This window comes from Gardnerella sp. c10Ua_31 (assembly GCF_055700915.1).
The window spans coordinates 72,626-95,868 of record NZ_JANUYG010000004.1 but is presented as its reverse complement, the minus strand read 5'-3'; the positions used below and the strand labels follow the sequence as shown (position 1 = coordinate 95,868).

16 protein-coding genes are annotated in these 23,243 nt (G+C 45.1%); 4 read left to right on the top strand and 12 right to left on the bottom strand.

Features of this window, described 5'->3' with window-relative positions; all coding sequences use genetic code 11:
- Positions 1 to 370 precede the first annotated feature (370 nt).
- A complete protein-coding gene (locus tag NYP55_RS06585) occupies positions 371 to 1,813 on the top strand; it encodes a C1 family peptidase (protein ID WP_020759234.1) in 1,443 nt (480 codons plus the stop codon).
- Between the two features lie 7 nt (positions 1,814 to 1,820).
- On the opposite strand, the gene NYP55_RS06580 is transcribed toward NYP55_RS06585, so the two are convergent.
- Both NYP55_RS06580 and metG read right to left on the bottom strand, forming a co-directional pair.
- Entirely contained in the window at positions 1,821 to 2,009 is a 189-nt protein-coding gene (locus tag NYP55_RS06580; protein WP_248901521.1) for a hypothetical protein, read from the bottom strand.
- 795 nt (positions 2,010 to 2,804) lie between these two features.
- Positions 2,805 to 4,670 carry a methionine--tRNA ligase gene (gene metG / locus NYP55_RS06575; RefSeq protein ID WP_472781763.1) on the bottom strand — a complete coding sequence of 622 codons (1,866 nt, stop codon included), beginning with the start codon at positions 4,668 to 4,670 and terminating at the stop codon, positions 2,805 to 2,807.
- A 388-nt stretch (positions 4,671 to 5,058) separates the two neighbouring features.
- Here metG and NYP55_RS06570 point away from each other — a divergent pair, with 388 nt between their 5' ends.
- Together NYP55_RS06570 and NYP55_RS06565 are read left to right on the top strand one after the other, a co-directional pair.
- Complete coding sequence (locus NYP55_RS06570; protein ID WP_472781762.1) at positions 5,059 to 5,811, top strand: hypothetical protein; 753 nt, start codon at positions 5,059 to 5,061, stop codon at positions 5,809 to 5,811.
- Positions 5,801 to 6,079, top strand: coding sequence for a variant leucine-rich repeat-containing protein (locus tag NYP55_RS06565; protein ID WP_020757442.1), 279 nt, complete (start codon positions 5,801 to 5,803; stop codon positions 6,077 to 6,079). Before NYP55_RS06570 ends, NYP55_RS06565 begins: the two co-directional genes overlap by 11 nt.
- 87 nt (positions 6,080 to 6,166) lie before the next feature.
- On the opposite strand, the gene rsmI is transcribed toward NYP55_RS06565, so the two are convergent.
- Complete coding sequence (gene rsmI, locus NYP55_RS06560) at positions 6,167 to 7,072, bottom strand: 16S rRNA (cytidine(1402)-2'-O)-methyltransferase (RefSeq protein ID WP_472781761.1); 906 nt, start codon at positions 7,070 to 7,072, stop codon at positions 6,167 to 6,169.
- 185 nt (positions 7,073 to 7,257) lie between these two features.
- On the opposite strand from rsmI, the gene NYP55_RS06555 reads away from it, so the two are divergent.
- A complete protein-coding gene (locus NYP55_RS06555) occupies positions 7,258 to 8,100 on the top strand; it encodes an alpha/beta hydrolase (protein ID WP_472781760.1) in 843 nt (280 codons plus the stop codon).
- Positions 8,101 to 8,273: 173 nt separating this feature from the next.
- Here NYP55_RS06555 and NYP55_RS06550 read toward each other — a convergent pair whose 3' ends face one another.
- The 9 genes from NYP55_RS06550 to NYP55_RS06510 all read right to left on the bottom strand — a co-directional run bounded on the left by NYP55_RS06550 (position 8,274) and on the right by NYP55_RS06510 (position 22,852).
- Positions 8,274 to 9,791 (bottom strand): formate--tetrahydrofolate ligase, encoded by a 1,518-nt coding sequence (locus tag NYP55_RS06550; RefSeq protein ID WP_472781759.1) that lies wholly within the window; start codon positions 9,789 to 9,791, stop codon positions 8,274 to 8,276.
- A 187-nt stretch (positions 9,792 to 9,978) separates the two neighbouring features.
- Positions 9,979 to 11,586, bottom strand: a complete 1,608-nt coding sequence (locus NYP55_RS06545; protein ID WP_115757705.1) for a C69 family dipeptidase — start codon at positions 11,584 to 11,586, stop codon at positions 9,979 to 9,981.
- 202 nt (positions 11,587 to 11,788) lie between these two features.
- The gene (locus NYP55_RS06540; protein ID WP_415697354.1) at positions 11,789 to 12,340 is read right to left on the bottom strand and encodes a YbhB/YbcL family Raf kinase inhibitor-like protein; all 552 of its coding nucleotides are present in this window, start codon (positions 12,338 to 12,340) and stop codon (positions 11,789 to 11,791) included.
- 514 nt (positions 12,341 to 12,854) lie between these two features.
- Positions 12,855 to 14,042, bottom strand: a complete 1,188-nt coding sequence (locus NYP55_RS06535) for a DNA polymerase III subunit delta' (protein WP_472781758.1) — start codon at positions 14,040 to 14,042, stop codon at positions 12,855 to 12,857.
- An 18-nt stretch (positions 14,043 to 14,060) separates the two neighbouring features.
- Positions 14,061 to 14,777: a dTMP kinase gene (tmk, locus tag NYP55_RS06530; RefSeq protein ID WP_472781757.1), complete on the bottom strand. Its 717-nt coding sequence runs from the start codon at positions 14,775 to 14,777 to the stop codon at positions 14,061 to 14,063.
- Between the two features lie 21 nt (positions 14,778 to 14,798).
- Complete coding sequence (gene topA / locus NYP55_RS06525) at positions 14,799 to 17,678, bottom strand: type I DNA topoisomerase (RefSeq protein WP_472781756.1); 2,880 nt, start codon at positions 17,676 to 17,678, stop codon at positions 14,799 to 14,801.
- 213 nt (positions 17,679 to 17,891) lie between these two features.
- A complete protein-coding gene (locus NYP55_RS06520; RefSeq protein ID WP_115757722.1) occupies positions 17,892 to 19,001 on the bottom strand; it encodes a phosphatase PAP2 family protein in 1,110 nt (369 codons plus the stop codon).
- 211 nt (positions 19,002 to 19,212) lie between these two features.
- Positions 19,213 to 21,069: a cellulosome anchor protein gene (locus tag NYP55_RS06515; protein ID WP_346284479.1), complete on the bottom strand. Its 1,857-nt coding sequence runs from the start codon at positions 21,067 to 21,069 to the stop codon at positions 19,213 to 19,215.
- Between the two features lie 340 nt (positions 21,070 to 21,409).
- Positions 21,410 to 22,852 carry a CAP domain-containing protein gene (locus NYP55_RS06510; RefSeq protein WP_472781755.1) on the bottom strand — a complete coding sequence of 481 codons (1,443 nt, stop codon included), beginning with the start codon at positions 22,850 to 22,852 and terminating at the stop codon, positions 21,410 to 21,412.
- Between the last annotated feature and the right edge of the window lie 391 nt (positions 22,853 to 23,243).

Sequence of the window (23,243 nt, the reverse complement as noted above, 5' to 3'; positions counted from 1 at the left end):
CATAAGCGTTTAAGGCACACTTAAGTAAGCCCTAATAATTTGGACGTGTAATTAGTATATTTTTAGCTAACCTATGTACATTGCTTAAAATAAACATGTAATAACACGTAATAAATAGTAATCTTAACCAAAATTAATACATAAAATTGGCAAAATATCAAAATATTTAACGAAGTTACTTAAAATTTACGAAAATTAGTTGCGCAAATCGCCATAAACACATAAAAATGCATATTTTACATAAACGAAACACAAACACTCACAAACTAAAACACTAACGAACTACTTAAAGCCGCGCAAAACGCGACTCGTGCATTGAGCAAGCTACAATAACGCTTATTCACTGTTTTTAACAAGATAAAGGAGATATATGTCTGAAAACGTAAAAGCCGTTACGCTAAACGACGTGCGCGAATATTCTAAGCATTTTAACGAACAGCGAGCAAATCGAGTAGCAGCAAACGCTTCGGTATCGAGCGGCGTTCTTAAAGCAGCAACAAGCTACCAGGGTCAGCGCGCACTTCCACGCGAATTTTCTATAGAACTAAAGCAAGGAACAATAACAAATCAGCAGCATTCTGGACGTTGCTGGATGTTTGCATCGCTTAACACTTTGCGCTACGAGCTTATGCATAAGTGGAATCTAGAAGACTTTGAGTTTTCCGAAAGCTACTTGTTCTTCTGGGACAAGATTGAAAAAGCAAACGCATACTTGGAAAACGTTTTGGCGACTTTAGATGAGACATTAGATAGCCGAATTTTTGAGAGCATTAACTACGGTCCGATTGACGACGGCGGATGGTGGCAAATGTTCGTTAACTTGGTAAACAAGTACGGACTTATGCCAAAGAGCGCATACCCAGATTCGCAAAACGCTACCGATTCCGAAGCATTCGTGCAATACATTAATAGCAAGCTTCGCGAGTTTGCATGCGAATTGCGCGAGGCACACAAGAATGGCACTTCTATGGAAGAGTTGCGAAAAATGAAGATTCGCGACTTGGAAACCGTATACCGCATGACTGCAATCGCACTAGGCGAGCCACCAGAGCGTTTTGACTTCTTTGCGCGCACTAAAGATGACGACGACAAGAAGGACGATAAAAAGAGCGGCGAAAATAGTGAATCTAAGGGCGGCGAAAAGAAGGACGATAAGCCAAAGAGCGGCAAAGACGATCGCCCAATGATTTGCGAATACGGCATTACACCACTCGAGTTTGCAAAGAAGTACGTGCCGGTAGACGTAAACGACTTTGTAAGCTTGTGCAACTCCCCAATGGAACGCACTCCGTTCAACAAGCTCTACCAACTCAAGTACACAACAAACGTTGCGGAGACTAAGGAAATGGAGTTTGCAAACGTTGCGCTAGAAGTGTTCCGCAAAGCCGCTGTGGATCAGCTAAAAGACGGACACCCAATTTGGTTCGCTTGCGATTGCACGCAATTCTCGCTAAGGCAAGAGGGCTTCTTTGACCCAGCAGTTGTGCGCGTAGACGAGCTATTCGATGTAGAGTTTACATTCGACAAAGCTAAAGGTTTGGAGTATATGGATTGCCCAGGCAACCACGCAATGACCTTTACTGGCGTAAATCTTAATAAAGATGGCGAGCCAGACCGCTGGAAGATTGAAAACAGCTGGGGCAAAGATAACGGCGAAGATGGATACTACGTTGGATCCGCGCAGTGGTTTGACCGCTACGTTACCGAAATCATTATTAACAAGAAGTATCTTGATGAAGCAACGCGAGCCATACTGGATCAAGAGCCTGTAATGCTTGACCCATGGACGCCACTTACAAAGCGCTGCCGCTAAACTTGATTTAGCTTGATTTAGCTTGATTTAGCGCGAGCTGATTTACAAACGCAGATTGCATTCGCAAATTACAAATGCAATCTGCGTTTTTTGTTTTATTCGCTTCCATATTTGGGGTTGTGCGCTTCCCTATTTGGTGTGTAGGAGGGCTGCGAATCGACTTGCATGGGCGCTTTGACTGAGCTTGAAATTGCATAACGCATTTCAAGCTCCTTCAAAGCGTGATTTGGCTCAAATGTAAAGTCCACTGGACTTTACATGCCAAATCAGCCGAACGGCTACTAATAGCCGTGAGGAATAGCGTAGCGCGCGAATGCACTTCGATTCGCTGAGCCGCTCAAGGCAGAAGCACTGCTTCTGCGCGGCGAAGACGTTCGCGCGCTTAGACCGCGCGAACGATTGCCTGCCTGAATACAATTCCTTACCTGGTATTGCGCGAGGTTTGAGTATTTCTCTCCTCGCAAATCCCGTCGCTACGCTCCTCTTTTATTGCTCGTAGAGAAATACATCAAACCTTCTGAATGTCTAGAACTTTTGCGTGGTTTTTATCACCGAGATTCTCGATTTTTCTTCTTCATTCGATGAATCACCATCAAAGATGCTGAGGTTCATCTCATTCAGTGCGAAAAATCTCGAATCTCCACCTAGCTTTGCGTAATCATGTAGTGCGTTTGTAGCTGATTCACAGAGTTTTGAGCAACATTTTCGGGAAGTGTGAGTAAGCAGCAAGAGCTTGAAAAAGATAAAAAGAAGCCCGGTGGGAAAGAGAAAACCCACCGGGGCAGAGAGAAAGAGAGAAGAAGGTTTCAGTTATGGGGTTCGCGAACGAACCTCACTGATGGAAGAACCATCAGCAATATTCATTATAACCACATTTTTCTCGCAAAACACGCATATAAACTAAAAATTTCCTGAAAATTTTTTCATATTCCTGGCAGTATGCCAATTTTTTGTTATATACGTCACTATGCCTTAAAATTTTCCGCTAAAATCACTCAGATTCCAACGATTTTTTAGCTGCAGCCAATCTTTCTTCGTCAGCTTTACGACGAGCAGCAAGAGCAGACTCAAAACGCTCAAGCTCCTCATCAATCGCCTCTTTAGGAATCTTGGCAAAAATCGGGGTTGGCTTAGCAACAGGAGTACCAGTAACCAACGGCTCACTTTCCCATGGATGAACAGTCTTTCCAAGCTCATAGTCGCCAGTAATAATCGGGTACTTAAAATCTGGATTATCTAAGTCGCTCACCTCTTCGATTCTTGGAAGCGGCGAGAACACTCCCGTTCCACCAAGAGCTTCCCAAACTTTTTGCGCAGAATGAGGCAAGAATGGAGCAAGCAAATGATTAGCGTCCGAAACAGCTTGTGCAGCAACATGCAAAACAGTTCCAAGACGAGACTCGTCATCCTTAATCTTCCAAGGCTCCGTGGCAGAAATATACTTGTTGATATCCGACACAACGCGCATAGCCTCATTAAGAGCATTCTTTTGATGATGACGCTCAATCAAACCACCAACAATCTCAAAAGCGTTAGAAGTTTGATCCAAAAGCGCACGGTCCATATCTGTCATTGAATTTTCATCCAACGGCGGAATCTCTCCAAAATTCTTATTGATCAAATTTGCAACACGATTAACAAGATTGCCCCAACTTGCTGCAAGCTCCTCGTTATTGTGACGAACGAACTCTGCCCAAGTAAAGTCGGCATCGGAATTTTCTGGACCCGCAACGGAAATGTAGTAGCGCACAGCATCCACTGGGTAGCGCGCCAAAATGTCTTTAACGTAAATCACAATTCCGCGCGAAGAGCTGAACTTCTTGCCTTCCATGGTCATAAACTCGGAAGCAACAACCTGCTCTGGCATGTTAAGTGGGCCATAAACGCCAGACTCGCCACCTTTAGAGCCAGCGCCGTTATACGCAAGCATCTCTGAAGGCCAAATTTGAGAATGGAAAGTAATGTTATCTTTGCCCATAAAGTAGTAGCCAGGAGACTTAGGGTCACACCACCAATCGCGCCAAGCGTCTGGCTTGCCCTGCCTACGCGCCCACTCAATGGATGCAGACAAGTAGCCAATAACGGCGTCAAACCACACGTACAAGCGCTTATTTGGGTTATCAATCCAGCCTTCTACAGGAACTGGAATGCCCCAATCAATGTCTCGCGTAATTGCTCGAGGCTTAACTTCCTTAAACAGACCAATTGAGAAGTTAATAACATTTGTACGCCAACCATCCCTGGAATTAAGCCACTCCAAGTTTGCGTTTGCTAAAGCAGGCAAATCAAGGAAGTAATGCTCTGTTTCTTCAAATCGCGGAGTTTCGCCGTTAATCTTAGAAACAGGATTAATAAGCTCGTCTGGGTCCAGCTCGTTTCCACAAGCATCGCACTGGTCGCCCCTGGCGCCGTCCGCGCCGCAAATCGGGCATGTGCCCTCAATGTAGCGGTCTGGAAGAGTGCGGCCTGTAGAAGGCGAAATCGCAACCTTTTGAGTTCCCTTGTAAATATAACCATTCTTAAGGCACTGGCGGAACATCTCTTGAACAACATGCTCATGATTTGCTGTTGTTGTGCGCGTAAACAAATCGTAGCTTAAACCCAAATCGCACAAATCTTTAGTAATCACGCTATTATAGCGGTTTGCAAGCTCTTGCGCGCTCACGCCTTCTTTATCTGCCTCAACTAAAATCGGCGTGCCGTGTTCGTCTGTTCCAGAAACCATAAGCACGCTGTTTCCCTTCATGCGCTCGTAACGCGCGTACACGTCGGAAGGTACACCAAATCCTGCAACGTGACCAATATGACGAGGGCCATTTGCGTAAGGCCATGCAACATTCACCAAAATATGACTCATAGCCAAATATTATCTTGTTCAGCGAGGACACATTAAATAACACGCCGAAAAATCACACTAAAAAATAGCTATAAAAATCGCTATAAAAATCACATAGCAAAGTAGATAAATCAAGCATAATCGCGTGTAATCAAGCGCAATCGTACACAACCACATTTAGTCACATATGATTTAGTCACATATAGTCACATTTTTTGATGTAAAAAACTAAAAATCCACTTTTCCACAATTACGAAAAATCGCGTAGACAAAAAAGTAAAACACGATATTGTGTATAAAACTTAGAAGATTAAAACCTAGAACAGCAGAACATTACAGAATTACGGCACTAAAACATTACAGCACTAAAAAGTTGGCGTATTAAGCACATTACGCAGAAAGGAGAAACATGAGCACTTCAACGTTGAACAAAAAACGCACAATACACAATGACGAAAAAAATAAAAAAGCAATAAAAGACTACAAAAGACGCAAAGAATACAAAACTCGCGAAGAATACGAAGAATACGAAAACTACAAAGACTACAAAAACGAAGAGATGATTTTATTTTCGGAAAAACAAAACGAGGAGCTGCCTATTCTTATAGACACAAAACACCTACCAGGGCCACTAAGCATGAAGAAACTATGCAATTTTGGAGCATTCAACAACGTTTCAATACGCACTGGATTTACACAATCTACCGCAAAAACCCCAGAAGGACGATGCAACGTGCTAAAAAATCTGCTTCCAAACGGAACAGTTGCATGCGCATTTACAGCATCTTGGATTTGGCTTGGCGGAAAAATCCCAAACATACTAGAGATAATATCCAAAAGTCATTATCGAATAAAGCCGTACGATCACCGACTACAAGTGTTTAGAAGAAAACTAATGAAAAAAGAACAAAGGGTGATTAAAGACTTGCACGTAACTTCTCCAGCGCGAACTATTTGCGACATTGCACTAACGCCATCAAAAAACATTTACGAAGAAATAAGAAGAGTAGATACTGTGTGCGAATTGGCGCAAAAATACAACACCAGTTTTAAAGATTGCGAAAAAATCATAGACAGCAATCCTTATTTTCCAGGAGCTGCGAAGGCAAAAGAGTGGATTAAATACATAATAGACAAGGACAATATTCTTTATGACTATTAGAGAAAATATTAAGAATTATAAAGCGAGCGCAATGCCGCCAAAACCGCCAATTGTGCTCACTGCGCAAGTCGCGTGCTGCGAAAACACAAGCAAAGACGTGCTATGGCATATTGCTAAGAACGTGCCTGAATTAAGAAAATGGGTTGTTGCAAACCCAGTCGCGGACGCAAAAATGCTCGAATACATATCTCAGCAAGGAGGGCCAGGCGTTAAACAAAGTCTAGATGTGCTTTTAGAAGCATACGAATATGCAAAAAATGGGGATTAATTGCTGCTTAATTTCCACATTTGCACATTTTTCGCTTTTATTGATGCAACTTTTCCACATTTGCACATTTTTGGCTTAATTTCCTACTTAGTTGTCCACATTTTCCTTGATTTTTAAGCAAGCTGCATAAACTTCTTTACGATTAGCAAAAGAGCCGTCTGAAAGAGGATTTTGTGAAACAACTCGAGTTATAGCATCTTTGATTCGCAAGCCCTCGTTTTGCGAAAGATCGCAAGCCATTTTAGCAAGCTGATCCACGCTTAAATCAACGTTTTGTTGCGCAACATCACTTTCGCTAGCGCCCGAAAGTACAAGCACAATCTCGCCACGAGGAGGATCATTTTCTACGCTTTTTGCAATCTGCTCAATAGTTCCACGACGTACTTCTTCAAAATCCTTAGTAAGCTCGCGGCACAACGCCATTTTTCGATCTGCTCCAAAAACTGCAAGAAGAGCTGCCATTGACTCCGCAATCCTGTGCGGCGCCTCGTAAAACACGATTGTTCGCCTCTCTAAAAGAAGCGAGCGCAAATGCTGCATGCGCTCCCCTGACTTGCGCGGCAAAAAACCTTCGTAGCAAAAACGATCTGTTGGCAAACCCGAAAGCGCCAAAGCATCCAATACGGCACTCGGGCCAGGCGCGCAAGTAACAGGCAAATCGCGCTCTATTGCGCGGCGAACAATCGCAAGCCCTGGGTCGTTAATTGTAGGCATGCCAGCGTCGGAAACAACAAGAACAGTGCTGCCTTGCTCAACCTTGTCTAGTAAACCATCTGCCTTATTGCGCTCATTGTGATCGTGATACGCAACAACTTGCCCAGAAACATGCACGCCAAGGCGATTTGCAAGGTCGTAAAGCCTACGCGTATCTTCTGCTGCAACAATATCCGCAGTTTCTAGAAGATTAATCAAGCGCGCAGAGGCATCTCCCATATTCCCAATCGGAGTGGCCGCAAGAACAACTTTTCCTAAATTATCTTCTTCACTGCTCATCTTAAATCTCCTTATAAAACCTCTTAAGACTCTACACGAATTTATAAAATAACGCACATAATGCACACTAAAAATAAGATATTTGATTAGAATTATGCTTAAGTTTATGCTTAGTAATGCTTAAGTTTATGCTTAGTAATTATGCTTAACATAAATTGCAATCGCGCAAAACGAAAAGAGATACCATGAAGATTATAGAACGCCAAATTAAAGGCATTGATGGCAGTAACGCGCTTCTAACTGCATATATTTTAGACGATAATTTAGATAGCGAAGGGGATCAAACGCGACCAGCAGTGCTGATTTTGCCAGGCGGCGGATTCTTGCGCGTTTCTAATCGAGAAGCAGAGCCTATTGCTATGAAGTTTGCTGCCGCTGGATTCCACGCTTTTGTTTTGCGATACTCGCTTGTGCCTAGCGCACACCCTACTCAGCTTTTGGAAGCCGCGCAGGCTATGCAATTGATTCGCAATAATGCAGCAGAATGGCATGTAGATGCGCAAAAAGTGGCGATTATTGGATTCTCTGCAGGCGGCCATGTTGCCGCAAATCTTGCGACTAGCGTTAGCGACGATGTTGAAGAAGCAAATGGATATAACGCAAATAGCGTGCGCCCAAACGCTCTTATGCTTGCTTACCCTGTGATTTCTGCTGGCGATTACGCGCATAAGCCAACTTTCGACCGTCTTTTTGGAGACGTAGATTCTAGTACTCGCGAGCAACTCGTGAAGCAGCTTTCGCTTGAAAATCACGTTGATTCTAAGACTCCACCTGTGTTCGTTTGGCAAACTATTACGGACCAAACGGTTCCAGTTCAAAACTCGATTATGTTTATTAATGCTTGTGTTAAAGCTGGCGTAAGCGTGGAAGCACATTTGTTCCCTAAGGGCCCGCACGGCTTGGCTTTGGCGGTTAAAGAGACAGCTAAGCGCGATGAAAATGGCGCAGTGCTGCCTGAGTTTGTTCAGCCAGAAGTTCAGCAATGGATTGATCTTGCTTGCGATTGGCTGCGCCGCACTTTTGCATAATTTAACTTCGATGCTCCAGGATGCGCCAGAATGCGCCCGAGTTTGTTTACTTTTTCCGCACTTTGTACCACATTTGACCTAAATCACGTACAAAATCAGGAAAAACCTTCCGCACTTTGTACCACATTTGACCTAAATCACGTACAAAATGCGGAAGATTTCACAGCGGAAAATCACACAATCTTTGGCATTGGCGTTGTGAGCGAAGCTGTAAGGTTGACTTGAACAACGCCTGCGCCAGAATGAACTTCCACCTTTTTAAGCGTTACAGTGCGAGAATCAGCAGGCGCGTGGTCGTCATCCGTCATGGTTGCTGGCGACTTTACAGCAACAAGAGCCAAACTATCAAAATCAACATCAGCCTTATTGCACAAATCCTGCGCTTCCTTCAACGAATCAGCAAAACCTGCTTTATCGATTACGCGCTCAACAGGCACACCATACGCCTCGGAGCAAAGCAGATTAATACGCTCGCGAAGAGACTTTCCACGGCGGCTTTCTGGAACTTTCGTTTCAGCATCATCGGTAATCACAGACACAAAATCGTCTAGCTGATCTGCCAACCCATCTCCGCCATCTCGGAAAAGATTGCCAACAATCGGCTTACGGAATCCCAAAGCCTTAGCTTGCTCAAGCAAATCTGGAACCTGCTCATCTTCGCCTTCCCACAAATTAACAAGAGGGAAAGTAGGAATATCAAGCGACTCAAGGCGCGAAACGTGGAACGGGTAACGCCATGCAAGAGTTTCGTCATCTTGCCAAGTAGTGGCTCGAGTAACAACAACCGCAGCAGCAGGCCACTTTGCCCCAAACTCGCGAGCAGCAATATCTAGCCACTTTTGCGCGCCAGCATCCGTGCCATACCCTGCTTCCACAACAACAACATCGTGCAACGCGCAAGCCATCTCAACGCTCACAAGGCTTGGAATACCAAGCGAAACGTTGGCAAATGGCCCGCAATGAACGTAAATCGGAGAACCATTAATCGTCTCAGTTTTTGCAGGCTTTACAGCATCAGCAAGAATATTTGTGATTCGCCACAAGTCAACAAAATCGCCAAATTTAACAGGATTCCCGTCTTTTGTGCCAGCAATCATAGAAGATACGCGATTTGCTATTTCTTCCATGCTTCGCGAAAGAACTACGATTTGCATAAGCTCACAAGTTGGCGTTAACACAACGCGCTCCGCAACCGTGCCCTTGCCAAAATCAACAGCAATGCTACGTAAAGATCGCGAAGGCACTTCGCTTACACGCGGCACTAAAATCGTGTCTAAAATACCCTCGTCAATCGCCTTTTCTGCAAAAGAAACAAGCAAATTTTGCGCGCATTCAATAGCCGCCATTTCTCCGCACAATCCCCAGTCAATCAACTCTGGGTGCGAAAGCGAGGACTTTCCGCCGCCGCTAGCGCCGCCTTTTGAACCAGCTGCAGTAATTCCCATGCTTGGCTGCCTCAAAACAGCCGCAGCATCTACTCCACGTTCGCGCAACGCGTCTACAAGCGCAATAGTGGTGGTTGTTTTGCCCTCTCCTCTAGAAGCCTTAAGAGGAGTATCAGCTGTAACAAGTAGCACTTTACCGTGCTTTTTTTGCTCGCTTGGATTCTTCTTTAGATAATCCATAAATCCAAAAGCGTCGATTTTTTTAACCAATCCAAATTGTGCAGTAAACGAATCAAGAATGCTCATATTCCCCACTTTCATAAGCGAAAAGCCTAGTTGATGCTGATAGTGTTCAATAACAGACGTTCAATAATAAAACGCGCATAGCTAATGTAAATGAACAATTTTTATACTATACGATTGCATAGGCGTGGTATAGCAATATTACATTAAAACTATGCGCGTTATTAGTAACGTCTATAACAGTTTGCGATTAGTGATCGGATCGATTAAAACCATTCTTCATACGCATGCTAGTTATGTACAGAACTGTATCGAGCAAAGAATCGGTTTCTTTCTTCAACTTTGCAGACATATCTTCATTTGCTTTAGCCAAAGCCGCGCGCACGTCTTCGTTTCTAAGCTCTGCAATAATAGCTTCAGGATCGCGAACTAAATCATCGCAATCTTTGCCTTCACAACCTTCGCGCTCTGGCTCGTAATCAGCCAAATCAACGCCAAGAAGCTCTGCTACAGCAGCATCCGTAGCCTTAACCATTGCGTGACCAAGCGAACCAACAACTTCTTGGTAGCGCTCAATCGCGTTTGCAGTATCGTTAAATGCGGCATCCGCAAGAGCTGCAATAATGCGATTTTCCCAATAGAAGTTTTCGCTTGTTACGCGAGTAGTTGTATCTTCCAAATACTTTGGAGTTTCGTTTACATTTGGATAGAACGGCACAAGCGCATTAAACGGGTTAGAGCCATACGCCATCCACTGAATTGCGCGCATTGGCTCTGGCATGTAAGGGCGGATTTGCATAACAGCAAGCTGGCTTTGGCGATTGATGCCGATTGGTCGGAAAAGATGACGCGTATGCTCATCGCCAAGCTTGCCGTAAGGATCGTACTCAGTTCCCTGATAGTGCGAGCTTAAAACGTACTTAATATCTTCAACAGTCACTTTGCGCTCAGGCTGACGCGCCCACGGAATATCGTTGCTATCTGGCTTGTGATCCGCATCTTTACCATCCCACACTTCGTCATAAGGATTCAAGAAACGCTCCATAAACCACGCGCGCGGCGTGTTGTACACATGATCGGCGTCCGAATGAGAGCCGAAAGCATCTCGAGGATTAAACGGCGAAGCGTTTTCCACAGACAAATCTAAGTGGTTTTCTTCAATAAACTCAAGCAAATCAGCCGAGCACATGTGCTCTTCTTGGTCTCCCAAAGCATCTTCCAAATCGAACTCGTCAATTCCAAGCTGGTTTGGCATAACAACATACGCCTCGTCTGGAACGCGCTTAGCAATCCAGTGGTGTCCGCCAACAGTTTCCATCCACCAAATCTCGTTTACATCCGAGAACGCAACGCCGTTCATCTCGTAAGTGCCGTACTTTTCTAGCAACGCGCCCAAACGTTCAACGCCTTCGCGAGCGCTACGAATATAAGGCAAAACAAGCGTTAAGAAGTCTTCTTCGCCAATTCCGCCAGACACTTCTGGCTTATAATCAGCGTCACCTTCTTTGCCTTGCGCTTTTTGAAGCTCCACCATTGGGTCTGCGCCCAGCACGCGCTCGTTGGATGTAAGCGTTTCGGTAGCGCTCATTGCCACGTTTGCTTCGTTAACGCCAGCTTCTCCCCAAATTCCTTCGCGCAAGTCTGCGTTTGGAACGCTTGTGTATTGCATTGGATTATCTGGAAGCTCTACTGTTACGTGGCTAAGCACGGACTTATAAACGCGAGGCTGGTCTTGTGGCTTTACTACCACTAAGCGCTTTGGGTTAAACTCTCCATTTGCGGAGTCTTCGTTACGCGCAATAAGCGTGGAGCCGTCGTAGCTCGCTTTGCGTCCTACTAAAATTGTTGTGCATGCCATATTTGCATCCCCTATTTTCTAATTTTTGATTATTTTGGCTATTTGATTATTTTAGATAATTTTGTTTGTTTAGATTAGTTTTGCTTATTTTTGACTATTTTACACACGCGCATCTAGTCGTAAGCTGCTTGCGATTTGCCAGCGCGAAGTCATATAAAGCCTAAACCCTATACTCTAAACCTTAAGCTCTAAACCTTAAACTCTAAGCTTTTCCTCGCAAATATAATCCGTTAACGTCTACATACGAATCATAATGCCTGATTTCATTCATCATCTCGTTAAGATAGAAGCCCTCTTTAAGATTTGGAAGAGGTTTTTGCGTACCGAACACTTCTAGCATGTAGTCGTGATCCTTGTCTGGCGGCTGCGGACCGTTGTAACGCATAGTAATAGAAGGGTCCGTGCATCCCACAAATCGGCTAGCTTGCGAGTTTCGCCCTTGTACAACTTCTGGAATCATGGTTGGCATTGTGCGAGAAAAGTCTTGCGGAATTTGCAAAGCGCGCGAGTCGTTAAAGTCAAACATAAGCGCTTCCACTGGAACATTTGCTACAACCCAATGAATCCACTGGAATCCGCACACTGGTATAGCGTCGTCGTCTACAAATCGCCAATGCAAGTAGTGCACAAAATCAGGCAACTTGTCTACATAAAATGGAAAAGATACGACTGGAACGCCGTTAATCTTGTTTTCTTCCGGCGCAGCTTTTGCAAAGTTGTCTGGAATAGTGGTGAAATCTGTAGAAATATTCATAATTTAAGTATCTACTACCGCTGTGACTATACGAAAAAGCAGATCATGTCGCTCGCGCGGTCTATGCACTAAAAAGCGCGTAGAAAAAACTTCCGCACTTTGTACCAAATTTGACCTAAAAATGGTACAAAACCCGGAATTATTTTCCGCACTTTGTACCAAAATCCACACAAATTTGGTACAAAACCCGGAAAATCGTTCGAGCGCGGTTACGCCAAGCTAGGTAGAGATTCGAGATTTTTTGCAGCGGATGAAGCGAACCTCAGCGCCGAAGGTGGTGATTCGCTGAAGTAGCAAGAAAAATCGAGAATCTCGGCGATAAAAGCTACGCAAAAGTCCTAGATATCCAGAAGGTTTGATGTATTTCTCTACGAGCAATAAATAGCGCCGTACTAAAACCTAAAACCTTAGAATATTAACGTTCATAAACTATACGCAAAAGTGCGCGTCACTTGCGAGGAGAGAAATACTCAAACCTCGCGCAACAGCAAATAGAGAAAATCGCTCGCGCGCGTTAAAGCGAGCATAAAAGCGCTTCAAAAACAAGCGTTGCGTTGCCATTCCCAGCAATCCGCTTTTTAGCCACAGCAAGCGCATCAAGACATTTAAGCGCGCGCTCTGCTGTAATTTTTTTAGAAAGCTGCATAATCTCTGCTTTAAATTCTTGATTCACAAGTGGTGTTTGTAATTGCGCATTATTTAGCACAACAAGCACATCTCTGTACACGCTGCAAATCGCATCTATTGCGCGGTTTAGAACATCTCTGCTTACGCGAGTCACTTTGCGCTTAACGTCGTCTTTTTTGCCAATCGCATTGTATGCGCTACGAATTTTAGGCGGAATTTTATCTGTTGGCTTAATGCCATTTATGCGCAAAAACTCGCTTTGCTCGACTTCAACAGATTTTTGCACTTCATCTTCTGCCTGGCTTTTAGCGTCTTCGATTAGCGTTTGCGCAAGCATAATCGCATCTATTGCGCGTCCAAGTCGCAAAACGCTAGCCACAAGCTCTTCTCGCCTGCTTCTAGCACGCTCGCTTGTAGCATAAAGCATTGCTAAATCAACGTTTCCTTGAGCTATGCGAGCCACATTTTCCGCTGTTTTTGCATCCACATTCGAGCGTTTTTGCACGTATTCTTGAACATCTTGGTCGCTTGGTTGCGCCAAATTCACTATTTGAGACCTAGACCTAATTGTTGGCAAAACATCCGCTGCGCTTGCTGCGCAAAGAATCCAGATTGTGCGAGGTGCTGGCTCTTCGATTTCTTTTAGCAAAACGTTTGTTGTTCGCTCAAGCATGCGCCCAACATCTTCGATTATTATGATTCTCCACGGCGCAACGCTTGGCATTTGCTCCGACATGGACACTATTTCGCGCACTTCGTCAATGCTTACTGTAACTTTGTCTGTGCTTAAAATGTTTACGTCTGGGCTTGTTCCAGCCAATACTTCACTTGCGATTTTATCTGGATTTATTTGAGTATTTATTTGAGTTGCGGAGTCTTCAGCGGCGCGGAAGCTTCCGACTTTTCCGCGCGATTGCAATGCTGCTGCAAACGCTCTTGCTACTTTTGCGCACCCAAATCCAGCGGCACCGCAAATAAGCCACGATTGCGCGATTTTGCTTGAATCGCCTTGCGCTACTTTTTTAAGACGCTCAACAACTTGCGATTGACCAACTACCGATTCCCAAACGTCCATTGCTAAAATCCTAGAGTCCTAAAGTCCTTGATTTTCTGCGGTTTCTGGCGATTTTTCGCAACAGTAACGCACGCCAGCATTATCCATCAGCTCGCACACGTCTTTAGTAATCAACTTCGATAAGTCGCAAGCTGGCAAAGTGGCGTCTAAAACGCAAAATCTTTGCGCGTTTTGTTTAGCAAGATCCAAAAACGCTTCACGCGTTCGGCGTGCAAAATCAAGCCCTGCACTTTCCATGCGATCCGCCTGCCCATGCAATCGCACAGCAGCATCTTTCTCGCTCATATCTAACAAATACGTGCGATTTGGCCAAAGGCAATTAGACGCCCACTCGCTTAAATCGCGCACATCTTGCATAGTGAGCTCGCGCCCACCCGATTGGTATGCTAGCGAAGAATCAATGTAGCGATCCGTTATAACCACCGCACCGCGCTGCAATGCTGGAATAATGATTTGCGCAGCGTGTTGAGCGCGATCCGCCGCAAAAAGCAGAGCTTCGGCGCGCGCACAAATCGAATCTCCGTGCAAAAGAATATCTCGCAACTGTTTTCCCAATTGCGTGCCGCCAGGCTCTCTAGTAACAACAACCTCGAGTCCGCGCGCTTGCAAAAAATCGCGCAAAGCTTCGACTTGCGTGGTTTTTCCAACGCCGTCTATACCTTCAAAAGATATAAAAAGCCCCTTAAGACCTTTGTTTAAGCCGCTAATCCCGCTTTTTTTAAGACATATAGCCATTTTCGCATACCTCTTACGGGTTTACTCGGATTTAGTCGTAGACTTTTTTACAGTAGACTTTTTAGCTGCCGTTTTTTTAGCTGCTGTTTTTTTAGTCGTAGTCTTTTTAGCAGCAGTCTTCTTAGCGGCCGCTCGCTTGCGCTTTACAGGCCCTGCCGCTCGCTTTTGCGCCAAAAGCTCAAACGCAACTTGCGGCTCAATCGACTCAGGCGTGTATTGCTTTGGAAGCGTGCGATTCGTAACGCCATCCGTAATATAAGCTCCGTAGAAGCCGTCTTTAATTACAACTGGCTTGCCGCTTTCTGGGTCTTCTCCAAGCTCCCTAAGTGGCGGTTTTGCAGCTCCACGCGTGCGCTTGCCGTACTTTGGTTGCGCAAACAGCTCCTTAGCTTCGTCTAAAGTCACGCTAAAAATCGCGTCTTCGCTTGCAAGTGAGCGGTTATCTGGCTTAGAATCCGCAGCCGAATCGCCAGAATCCGTTCGCTCGTAAGTCTTAGTCAAATACGGGCCGTATCGCCCATTATTCGCCTCAATCCTTGCGCGCTTAACCTCGCCCTGCTCGTCAACTTCTTCTACAACGCCAACTAATCGCGGCAAATTCAAAAGTTTCAAAGCGTCTTGCAAAGTTATTGTTGCAGGATCCATTGTTTTGAACAAAGACGCCATTTTTGGCTTAGCTTTAGCAGTCTTCTTGGATTTTGCAGAAGACTTTGCAGAAGACTTTGCGCCAGTTTTAGCGGAATCGTCGGTTGCTTGCGACTTATCCTCGCCCGAGGCCTCATCCGCAGCCTCAACAAGCGCAACGTACGCTCCAAAACGCCCGTTCCTAACTTCTACACTGCCTCCAGTTTGCGGATCTGTACCCAAAACGCGCGGACCTTCGGAGTTGTTCTCAATCAAATCTCGTGCAACTTGCTCAGTCAACTCGTCTGGAGCCAAAGTACCTGGAATCGAAGCTCTGCGCGCATTGCCCTCTTCGTCTAGATTCTTAGTATCTTCCAAATACGGGCCGTATCTGCCTACGCGCACGTGCAATCCGCCGCCAATATCAATCGTGTTGATTTCTCGAGCGTCAATCTCGCCAAGCTGATCAACTTGTTTTTGCAAACCTTCATGCATTGCAAAGTCGCCAGCAACCGCCGCCTCGTCATCTCCAAAGTAAAACTTGTAAAGCCAATCTTTACCAGCTTCCTCGCCATGCGCAATGCGATCCAAGCCATTTTCCATGTCTGCTGTAAACGCGTAGTCAACGTAAGTTGGGAAATTAGATTCCAAAAGCTTAATAACAGCAAAAGCAAGCCAGCTTGGAATCAACGCGCGTCCACGCTCATACACGTATCCGCGGTCAATAATCGTAGAAATAATGCTAGCGTAAGTAGACGGCCTACCAATCTCTTTAGCTTCAAGCGTTTTAACTAAAGACGCTTCCGTATAGCGAGCTGGCGGCTGAGTTTCATGACCATCCGCACTAACTTGCAAAGCTTTAAGAACATCGCCATTAGCCATAGGCGGCAAAGCCTTAGACTGCTCGTCTTCGCTAAATCCGCCAAACACCTTCATAAATCCAGCAAACTCGATAACGGTTCCAGAAGCCTGGAAATTAGCCGTTCCAAAACTGCCAGCTAAAGCGTCTAGCTTAACTGTAGCTGTAAAACCAGTAGCGTCCGCCATTTGAGACGCAAGCGCGCGCTGCCAAATAAGCGTGTAAAGCTTAAGCTGATCGGCAGGCAGCACACCAGCCAAATCCGCAGGATTCCTAAAAGTAGATCCAGCAGGACGAATACACTCGTGCGCTTCTTGAGCGCCTGCAGAAGTCGTAGCATACTGCTTTGGAGAATCCGCTAAATACTCGCTGCCAAAACTAGACTTAACGCAATCTCGAGCCGCAAAAATCGCCTCTTTAGAAAGCGTTACAGAATCCGTACGCATGTAGGTTATGTAACCGTTTTCGTACAAAGATTGAGCCGCGCGCATAGTTTGGCGAGAGCTCATAGACAAGCGGTTTCCAGCAGTTTGCTGAAGAGTAGACGTTGTAAACGGAGGCAATGGGCGGCGGCGATACGGCTTAGTGTCCATTGAGTTTACAACAAAATCGGCCGCGCCAAGGCTTTGTGCAATTGCGCAAGCATCCGCCTCGTTCAAATAGTGCGCTAAAGCAAATTCACCCTTAGCTTTTTGAAGCTCACCAAGCGAGTTAAAGTCTTTAGATCCAGCCAAACGCGCTCCGTTTAGAGCAGTCATTCGCGCTTGGAAATCAACGCCGTTTGCGCTCAAATCCGCGCAAACATCCCAGTAGCTTGCTTTTCTAAACGCCATTCGCTCGCGCTCGCGCTCAACAATCAAACGCGTTGCAACAGATTGCACTCGACCAGCCGAAAGACCTGGCCCAACTTTACGCCACAAAACTGGCGAAAGCTCGTAGCCATACAATCTATCCAACACGCGGCGCGTTTCTTGCGCGTCAACCATATGATTGTCAACGTCTCGCGTGTTAGCAAGCGAAGCTTGAATCGCGGGCTTTGTAATCTCGTGAAACACCATGCGCTTTACTGGCACTTTTGGCTTAAGCGCTTGCACAAGATGCCAAGCAATCGCCTCTCCTTCGCGATCCTCATCAGTCGCAAGGAACAATTCGCCCGACTTTGCGAGCGCAGCCTTTAAGTCCGAAACTGTTTTCTTTTTATCTGCACCAACAACGTAGTATGGCTCAAAACCATTGTTTACATCTACGCCAAACTTGCCAAATTCCGCCTTTTTAGCGGCTGGCACCTGACTTGGCTGTGCTAAATCGCGAATATGGCCTACAGACGCCATAACCGTGTATCCGCTTCCAAGATATCCGCCTATTTTACGCGCTTTAGTGGGAGACTCCACAATGACAAGCTTATTCTGCTCTGTCATACTCTCTCCTTTCATTCATATGCATTCTATATGCAATTCCGCGCTTTTATTACTAAATCCACGCCAACTCTAACGCAATATGCGCTGCAAATTCTGCAAAATCAACAAAATCAAACTTTGCGAAATATCAGCATATACTCCTATATATACCACTTTACTTATTTTTTATTCAATTTTAATTATTTTTTTATTCAATTAGACGATAGTTTTTATTTAATTAGACGATAGAATCTTCAACAAATCGCTTTCATCAGGCTGACTTTGCTCATCGCTTTTTGCTGAAGATGCAGGCGCTGAAGATGTAGGAGGCATAGGAGGCGCGCCGACTAATCCGAGTCTACTTAAAGGAGCAGCCGCGCATTGCTTAATAACCATTAAAACGCCGAAGGTTAGGCTACACGCACCTGCAACAGCCCAATATGTTAAAACGTGCGAAACGCCAATCGCCCATTTTGCGCCCAGCTCAATGCCTGGCATGATTTGATAAAACATGTATGCAAAATACGCTATGCAAATAACGCCCATTGTGATCATTGCAGTTCCAACAATTTGCACGCTTATAGACGACTTTCTGCGACCAGGCAAATCCATTGCAGAACCGCGCGTAAAAGCCATTACAGCACAAGAGATTGCGCCCACTATTAGTACCGACATTACAACGTCTGCAGGCCTATGCCAGCGGCCTCCCATAAGTGCCACAGCCAGCAAAAACGTTATTAACGCTGCTCCAGCTGCAGCCCATGCTCTAAACGCGCGAGACGCCGCGCAAACAAGTATTGCGCAAGCAGCCGCCATTAAAAGAGTGTGGCCAGAAGGTGCGGAATTTTTTGCAAGAGTAGCAATGTTTACAAGCATTTGCCTAGGAAGAACGCGTTTTAACGGCTCCGCAGCAAGCGATAGCGCGAATATTGCGCAGCATTGCGCAAGCAGCAACCATCGTTTTCTTATGATTGATATTATTAATGCCGCAACGCAAATTAGTGCAGATAAAACTATAACGATTATGGAACTTCTAAGCGGCGCTAAAATTGCGGCGAATGTTGGCGGAATGGCACTATATCCAAAAGTGCTGATTACCATTTCTTCGTACGATTGGCCGATTGGTGTTCTAACAGCTAGAAGCCACACAAGAGCAGCAGATGCAGCAAAAATCAATGCGAATATAGCGCATAACACGATTGTTGATATTCTAGGGCGATTCATCAATGGATCGAGCTTAGAAATATCTTGGTTAGCTGCGCTGCTTTGAGAGTTTTGGCTATTTTGGATATTTTCGCTAATATCGCTAATCTGGCTGCCTTCTAATAGACTCATACCAAGCATTTTATCAAACAACACTCCATGCGCTCCATAGCGCTATTCCTCACGACTATTAAGCCGTGAGGAATAGCACGCTCTAAGCGCACAGACAGGTCATGTCGCTCGCGCGGATTAGCCGCGCTCACGTCTTCGCCGCGCGTAAAGTCCACTGGACTTTACGCTTAAGCGGCTCAGCGCTTTGAAGGAGCTTGAAATGCGTTATGCAATTTCAAGCTCAGTCAAAGCGCCGAGCGTCTACAGCGTCGAAGTTGTAATCAAATGTAAAGTCACTTGGCGTTGCGTTTGAATCAGAATCATTAGCTGGAGCTTCATCAAAACTTGGCGAGAAATCGAAATCAGACGAAGTCTCAGTATCCTCCGAAGGAGTCACATCAAAGCTTGGCGTGAAATCGAAGTCCGAAGGAGTATCCTCACTTGGCGTTACATCAAACGAAGGAGAGAAGTCGAAATCAGAAGGAGTATAAGTATCCTCACTTGGCGTTACATCAAACGAAGGAGTGAAGTCAAAATCAGAAGGAGTATAAGTATCCTCACTTGGCGTCACATCAAAACTTGGCGAGAAATCAAAGTCAGACGAAGTACCAGTCTCATCCGAAGGTGTCACATCAAAGCTTGGAGTGAAGTCAAAATCAGAAGGAGTATAAGTATCCTCAGACGGAGTCACATCAAACGAAGGAGTGAAGTCGAAATCAGACGGAGTCTCATCCGAAGGTGTCACATCAAAGCTTGGAGAGAAGTCAAAGTCAGACGGAGTATAAGTATCCTCAGAAGGCGTCACATCAAAACTTGGCGTAAAGTCAAAATCAGAAGGAGTATAAGTATCCTCAGAAGGCGTCACATCAAAACTTGGCGTAACGTCGAATGAAGGAGTAACGTCATGCTCAACACCTGGCTCCTCCGAAGGCGTCACGTCCGAAGCGTCAGGCGCAGCAATCGCAGCGCCACGCGAAATATCACCAACGCTCTCGCCCTCTTTATCAACATTTATTGTGGTCCATCCAAGCTGCCTTCCGTCCTCGCCTACAAGCAAAAGCGTATATAAGCCGTGGCAGCCTTCTGGAATTGAAACATCAAAGGCCAGATCGTCATTATTAGTATCGCCTGAATAGTCCTTAGCAATAAGGATATCGTCATCTTTATAACTTGACGAAGTCAGCAGCACTGGTTTCTCGCCGTACGCATCCCCAAAATCGTCTACACTGCCCTTATAGAGGTATGCGCGAGATAGAACCAAAAGAGGATCACTTATAATCTTGTTCATATCTGCGTTAGGATATATTTTTCTTGTTTTAATCCTAACATAGCTAGGCATTCCAGCTTCTGCACCAATGCTTTTATCTAAGACTAAGTTGCCTTTTAAGTTTGGATCAACGTCACTCAACGACGCAGGTGCTGGAGCATGCGGATAGGAATCGTCTCTAGAGACTACTGGCGAAAAGTTATCTAAGTACGAAAGATCATAATTGCCAAACTTAGATTTTGTAGGAGTTGGGTCTACAAAACTATTTGACTTTGGATTTTGCATGCCATTCGTAACATTATTTAAACCATAATGAGCACTGTAATTCCTAATAGAAAAGCGCATAGCCTCTGCAAGATCTTTGTATGCTTTCTTCAACTCTTCTTGGCTTTTAGCTGCATCAATACGCTTCCAGTGTTTTTCAAGCAAATACGAATCTTCGCCATCTTCCTTAGTAAAAGAATGAAAATGATATTCGTATCTTCTAATTTCCTCTTTTATTGAATTAAGAAGCTTTTCGCTAGCAGCATCAAGCTTGCCAGTTTTACTTGCCATTCGCGTATTGTTAGACGCCATTAACATGTCGTAATACAGCTGAAATGCGAATTTGCCTTCTCCAGTTGGATTTTTGCCCAAGTCATAATGACTATAGATAAGACCAACGCCATCCGTTGTGCCATAAAGCTTTGCAAGGTTAACATTCGTGCTTCTTTGAACGCTTGCGTACGAGTCAGCAAACGCAGGCGCGCCCGCAATAAAGCAAGGAGCCGCCATCGAAAGACCTGCTACCACTAACGCAATCTTTTTTGCGACTAAAGTTTTATTTTTCATAATATTCTTCCTTTTTCTTACTTACGATTTTTGATACGATAACGCTTTTGCGCTCCGAATTGGAAAGTCGTTAGCGCGGTCTAAGCGCGCTAACGTCTTCGCCGCACGTAAAGTCCACTGGACTTTACGTTTGAGCGGCTCAGCGAATCGAGGTGATTTCTCGCGCATTATGCAGCTCGAAATCGTCGATTCGCGCTACGCTCTAAGCGCACAGGCAGGTCATGTTGCCCGCGCGGATTAGCCGCGCTCACGTCTTCGCCGCGCGTAAAGTCCACTGGACTTTACGCTTAAGCGGCTCAGCGCTTTGAAGGAGCTTGAAATGCGTTATGCAATTTCAAGCTCAGTCAAAGCGCCGAGCGTCTACAGCGTCGAAGTTGTAATCAAACGTAAAGTCACTTGGCGTTACATTTGAATCAGCGTTTGAATCAGAATCACTAGCTGGCGCTTCATCAAAACTTGGCGAGAAATCGAAATCAGACGAAGTCTCAGTATCCTCCGAAGGAGTCACATCAAAGCTTGGCGTGAAATCAAAATCAGAAGGAGTATAAGTATCCTCACTTGGCGTCACATCAAAGCTTGGCGAGAAGTCAAAATCTGGCGTCACATCCTCAGAAGGCGTCACATCAAAACTTGGAGTGAAATCGAAGTCCGAAGGAGTATAAGTATCCTCAGACGGAGTCACGTCAAAACTTGGAGTGAAGTCGAAGTCAGAAGGCGTCACATCAGGTGTCACGTCAGGAGTCACGTCAGGAGTCACATCCGAAGGCGTCTCCTCCGAAGGAACAGGCGCAGGCGCAGGCGTAACATCACTTGGCGTTACGTCCGAAGGCGTCTCCACACTTGGAGTCACATCATAAGGCTGCCCATTAATGTATTCATTAATAAGCTTTTGGTACTCGTCCAGCGTAAATGGCGCCTTATTGCCTTCCAAGTAGCTAGCTGGAACAGCTTCCCAAGATATAACGGTACCGTACTCGTCACTAATATTTCCGCTAGTAAGACCCATTGCCGTAAGCGCTGGATGTATAAAGTTTAGGTAGTGGCCAACCTCAAGATAATGCTTCGATCTTATTTCTTTATCAGACACGCCCTTAGCTATAAAGTCATCATACTTGGCTTTTTCGTTAGTAACCCACATTTGCATTGCACCAGTCATGGTATCCGTGGTGGTTCCGCCGTCGTAGGTTCCATCACCATATGAACCCCAAGCCAAATTCTCAAAAGTCTTATAGTGTCTTGCGTGGTCAAAAATATTGGCAGAATAGAACGCGTCATTTATTGCTACTGCCGTCGTATAAAGACTTACGCCAAGAGGATTAAGCCCACGACTCTTGCGATACTCGTTAATCGCGCGCATATACGATATTGAATTATTCAAGCGCGTAATGTAATCAGGGGATTCTTCGCCGCTATTAAGCTTTACTTTTGAATCGTACCAGTCTGGCTTTTCTGTAAAACCATGCAATATGTCAAAAGCTTTAGCTGCATCATCGCGCTGAGCACGCGTAAAGGATTCATTATCCATTACGCTTGCAAAAAGCCCGCTAGCAGTGCTTTTTGCGCTGGTGCTATCGTAACTGGTTGCTGGGTGCGCGTAGTTAGATACTGTTACATCGCTAGCAAAAGCGGTGTTTGCAGTAGCTCCAAACATAGAAACCGCTGAACCAGCCAGAATTGCGGCTACGGTTGCAGCGGTGAATTTTTTAGAAAATGAACTGAAAGAGTTGTTAGAAAATGAATTGAAAGCCATTTTTTCGGCAGATTTTGGAGTTTGCTTTTTCATGGATTCTCTCTTTTACTATAGGGGTTTACTATAGGCCTTTGCTATAAGACCTCCGCTATAGGCTTTTACTATAAGCCTTTGCTACAGAGACAAATAACAAAAAAGCTTTCGGCTTTGAATGCCCCTAGTAGCAAACAAAACCGAAAGCAACACGCTCAACACCTAAAACACACTATCTAACGTTAAAACTCCAAGAAGAAAGAAAATTAATAGCAAATCAGAGTTTAAGCAATTAGTAAGCACGCAATTGGCATATCAGCAAGGCGCTTCCCTACAAAACCCCTTACCAACCGTTGAGCGCAAGTATAAACGCTCTTAAATTTCGAGCCGAGGGTATTTATCTAGCTGCGCAATTAGCAACGCGATTAATAATGCGATAAAGCGATTTAAG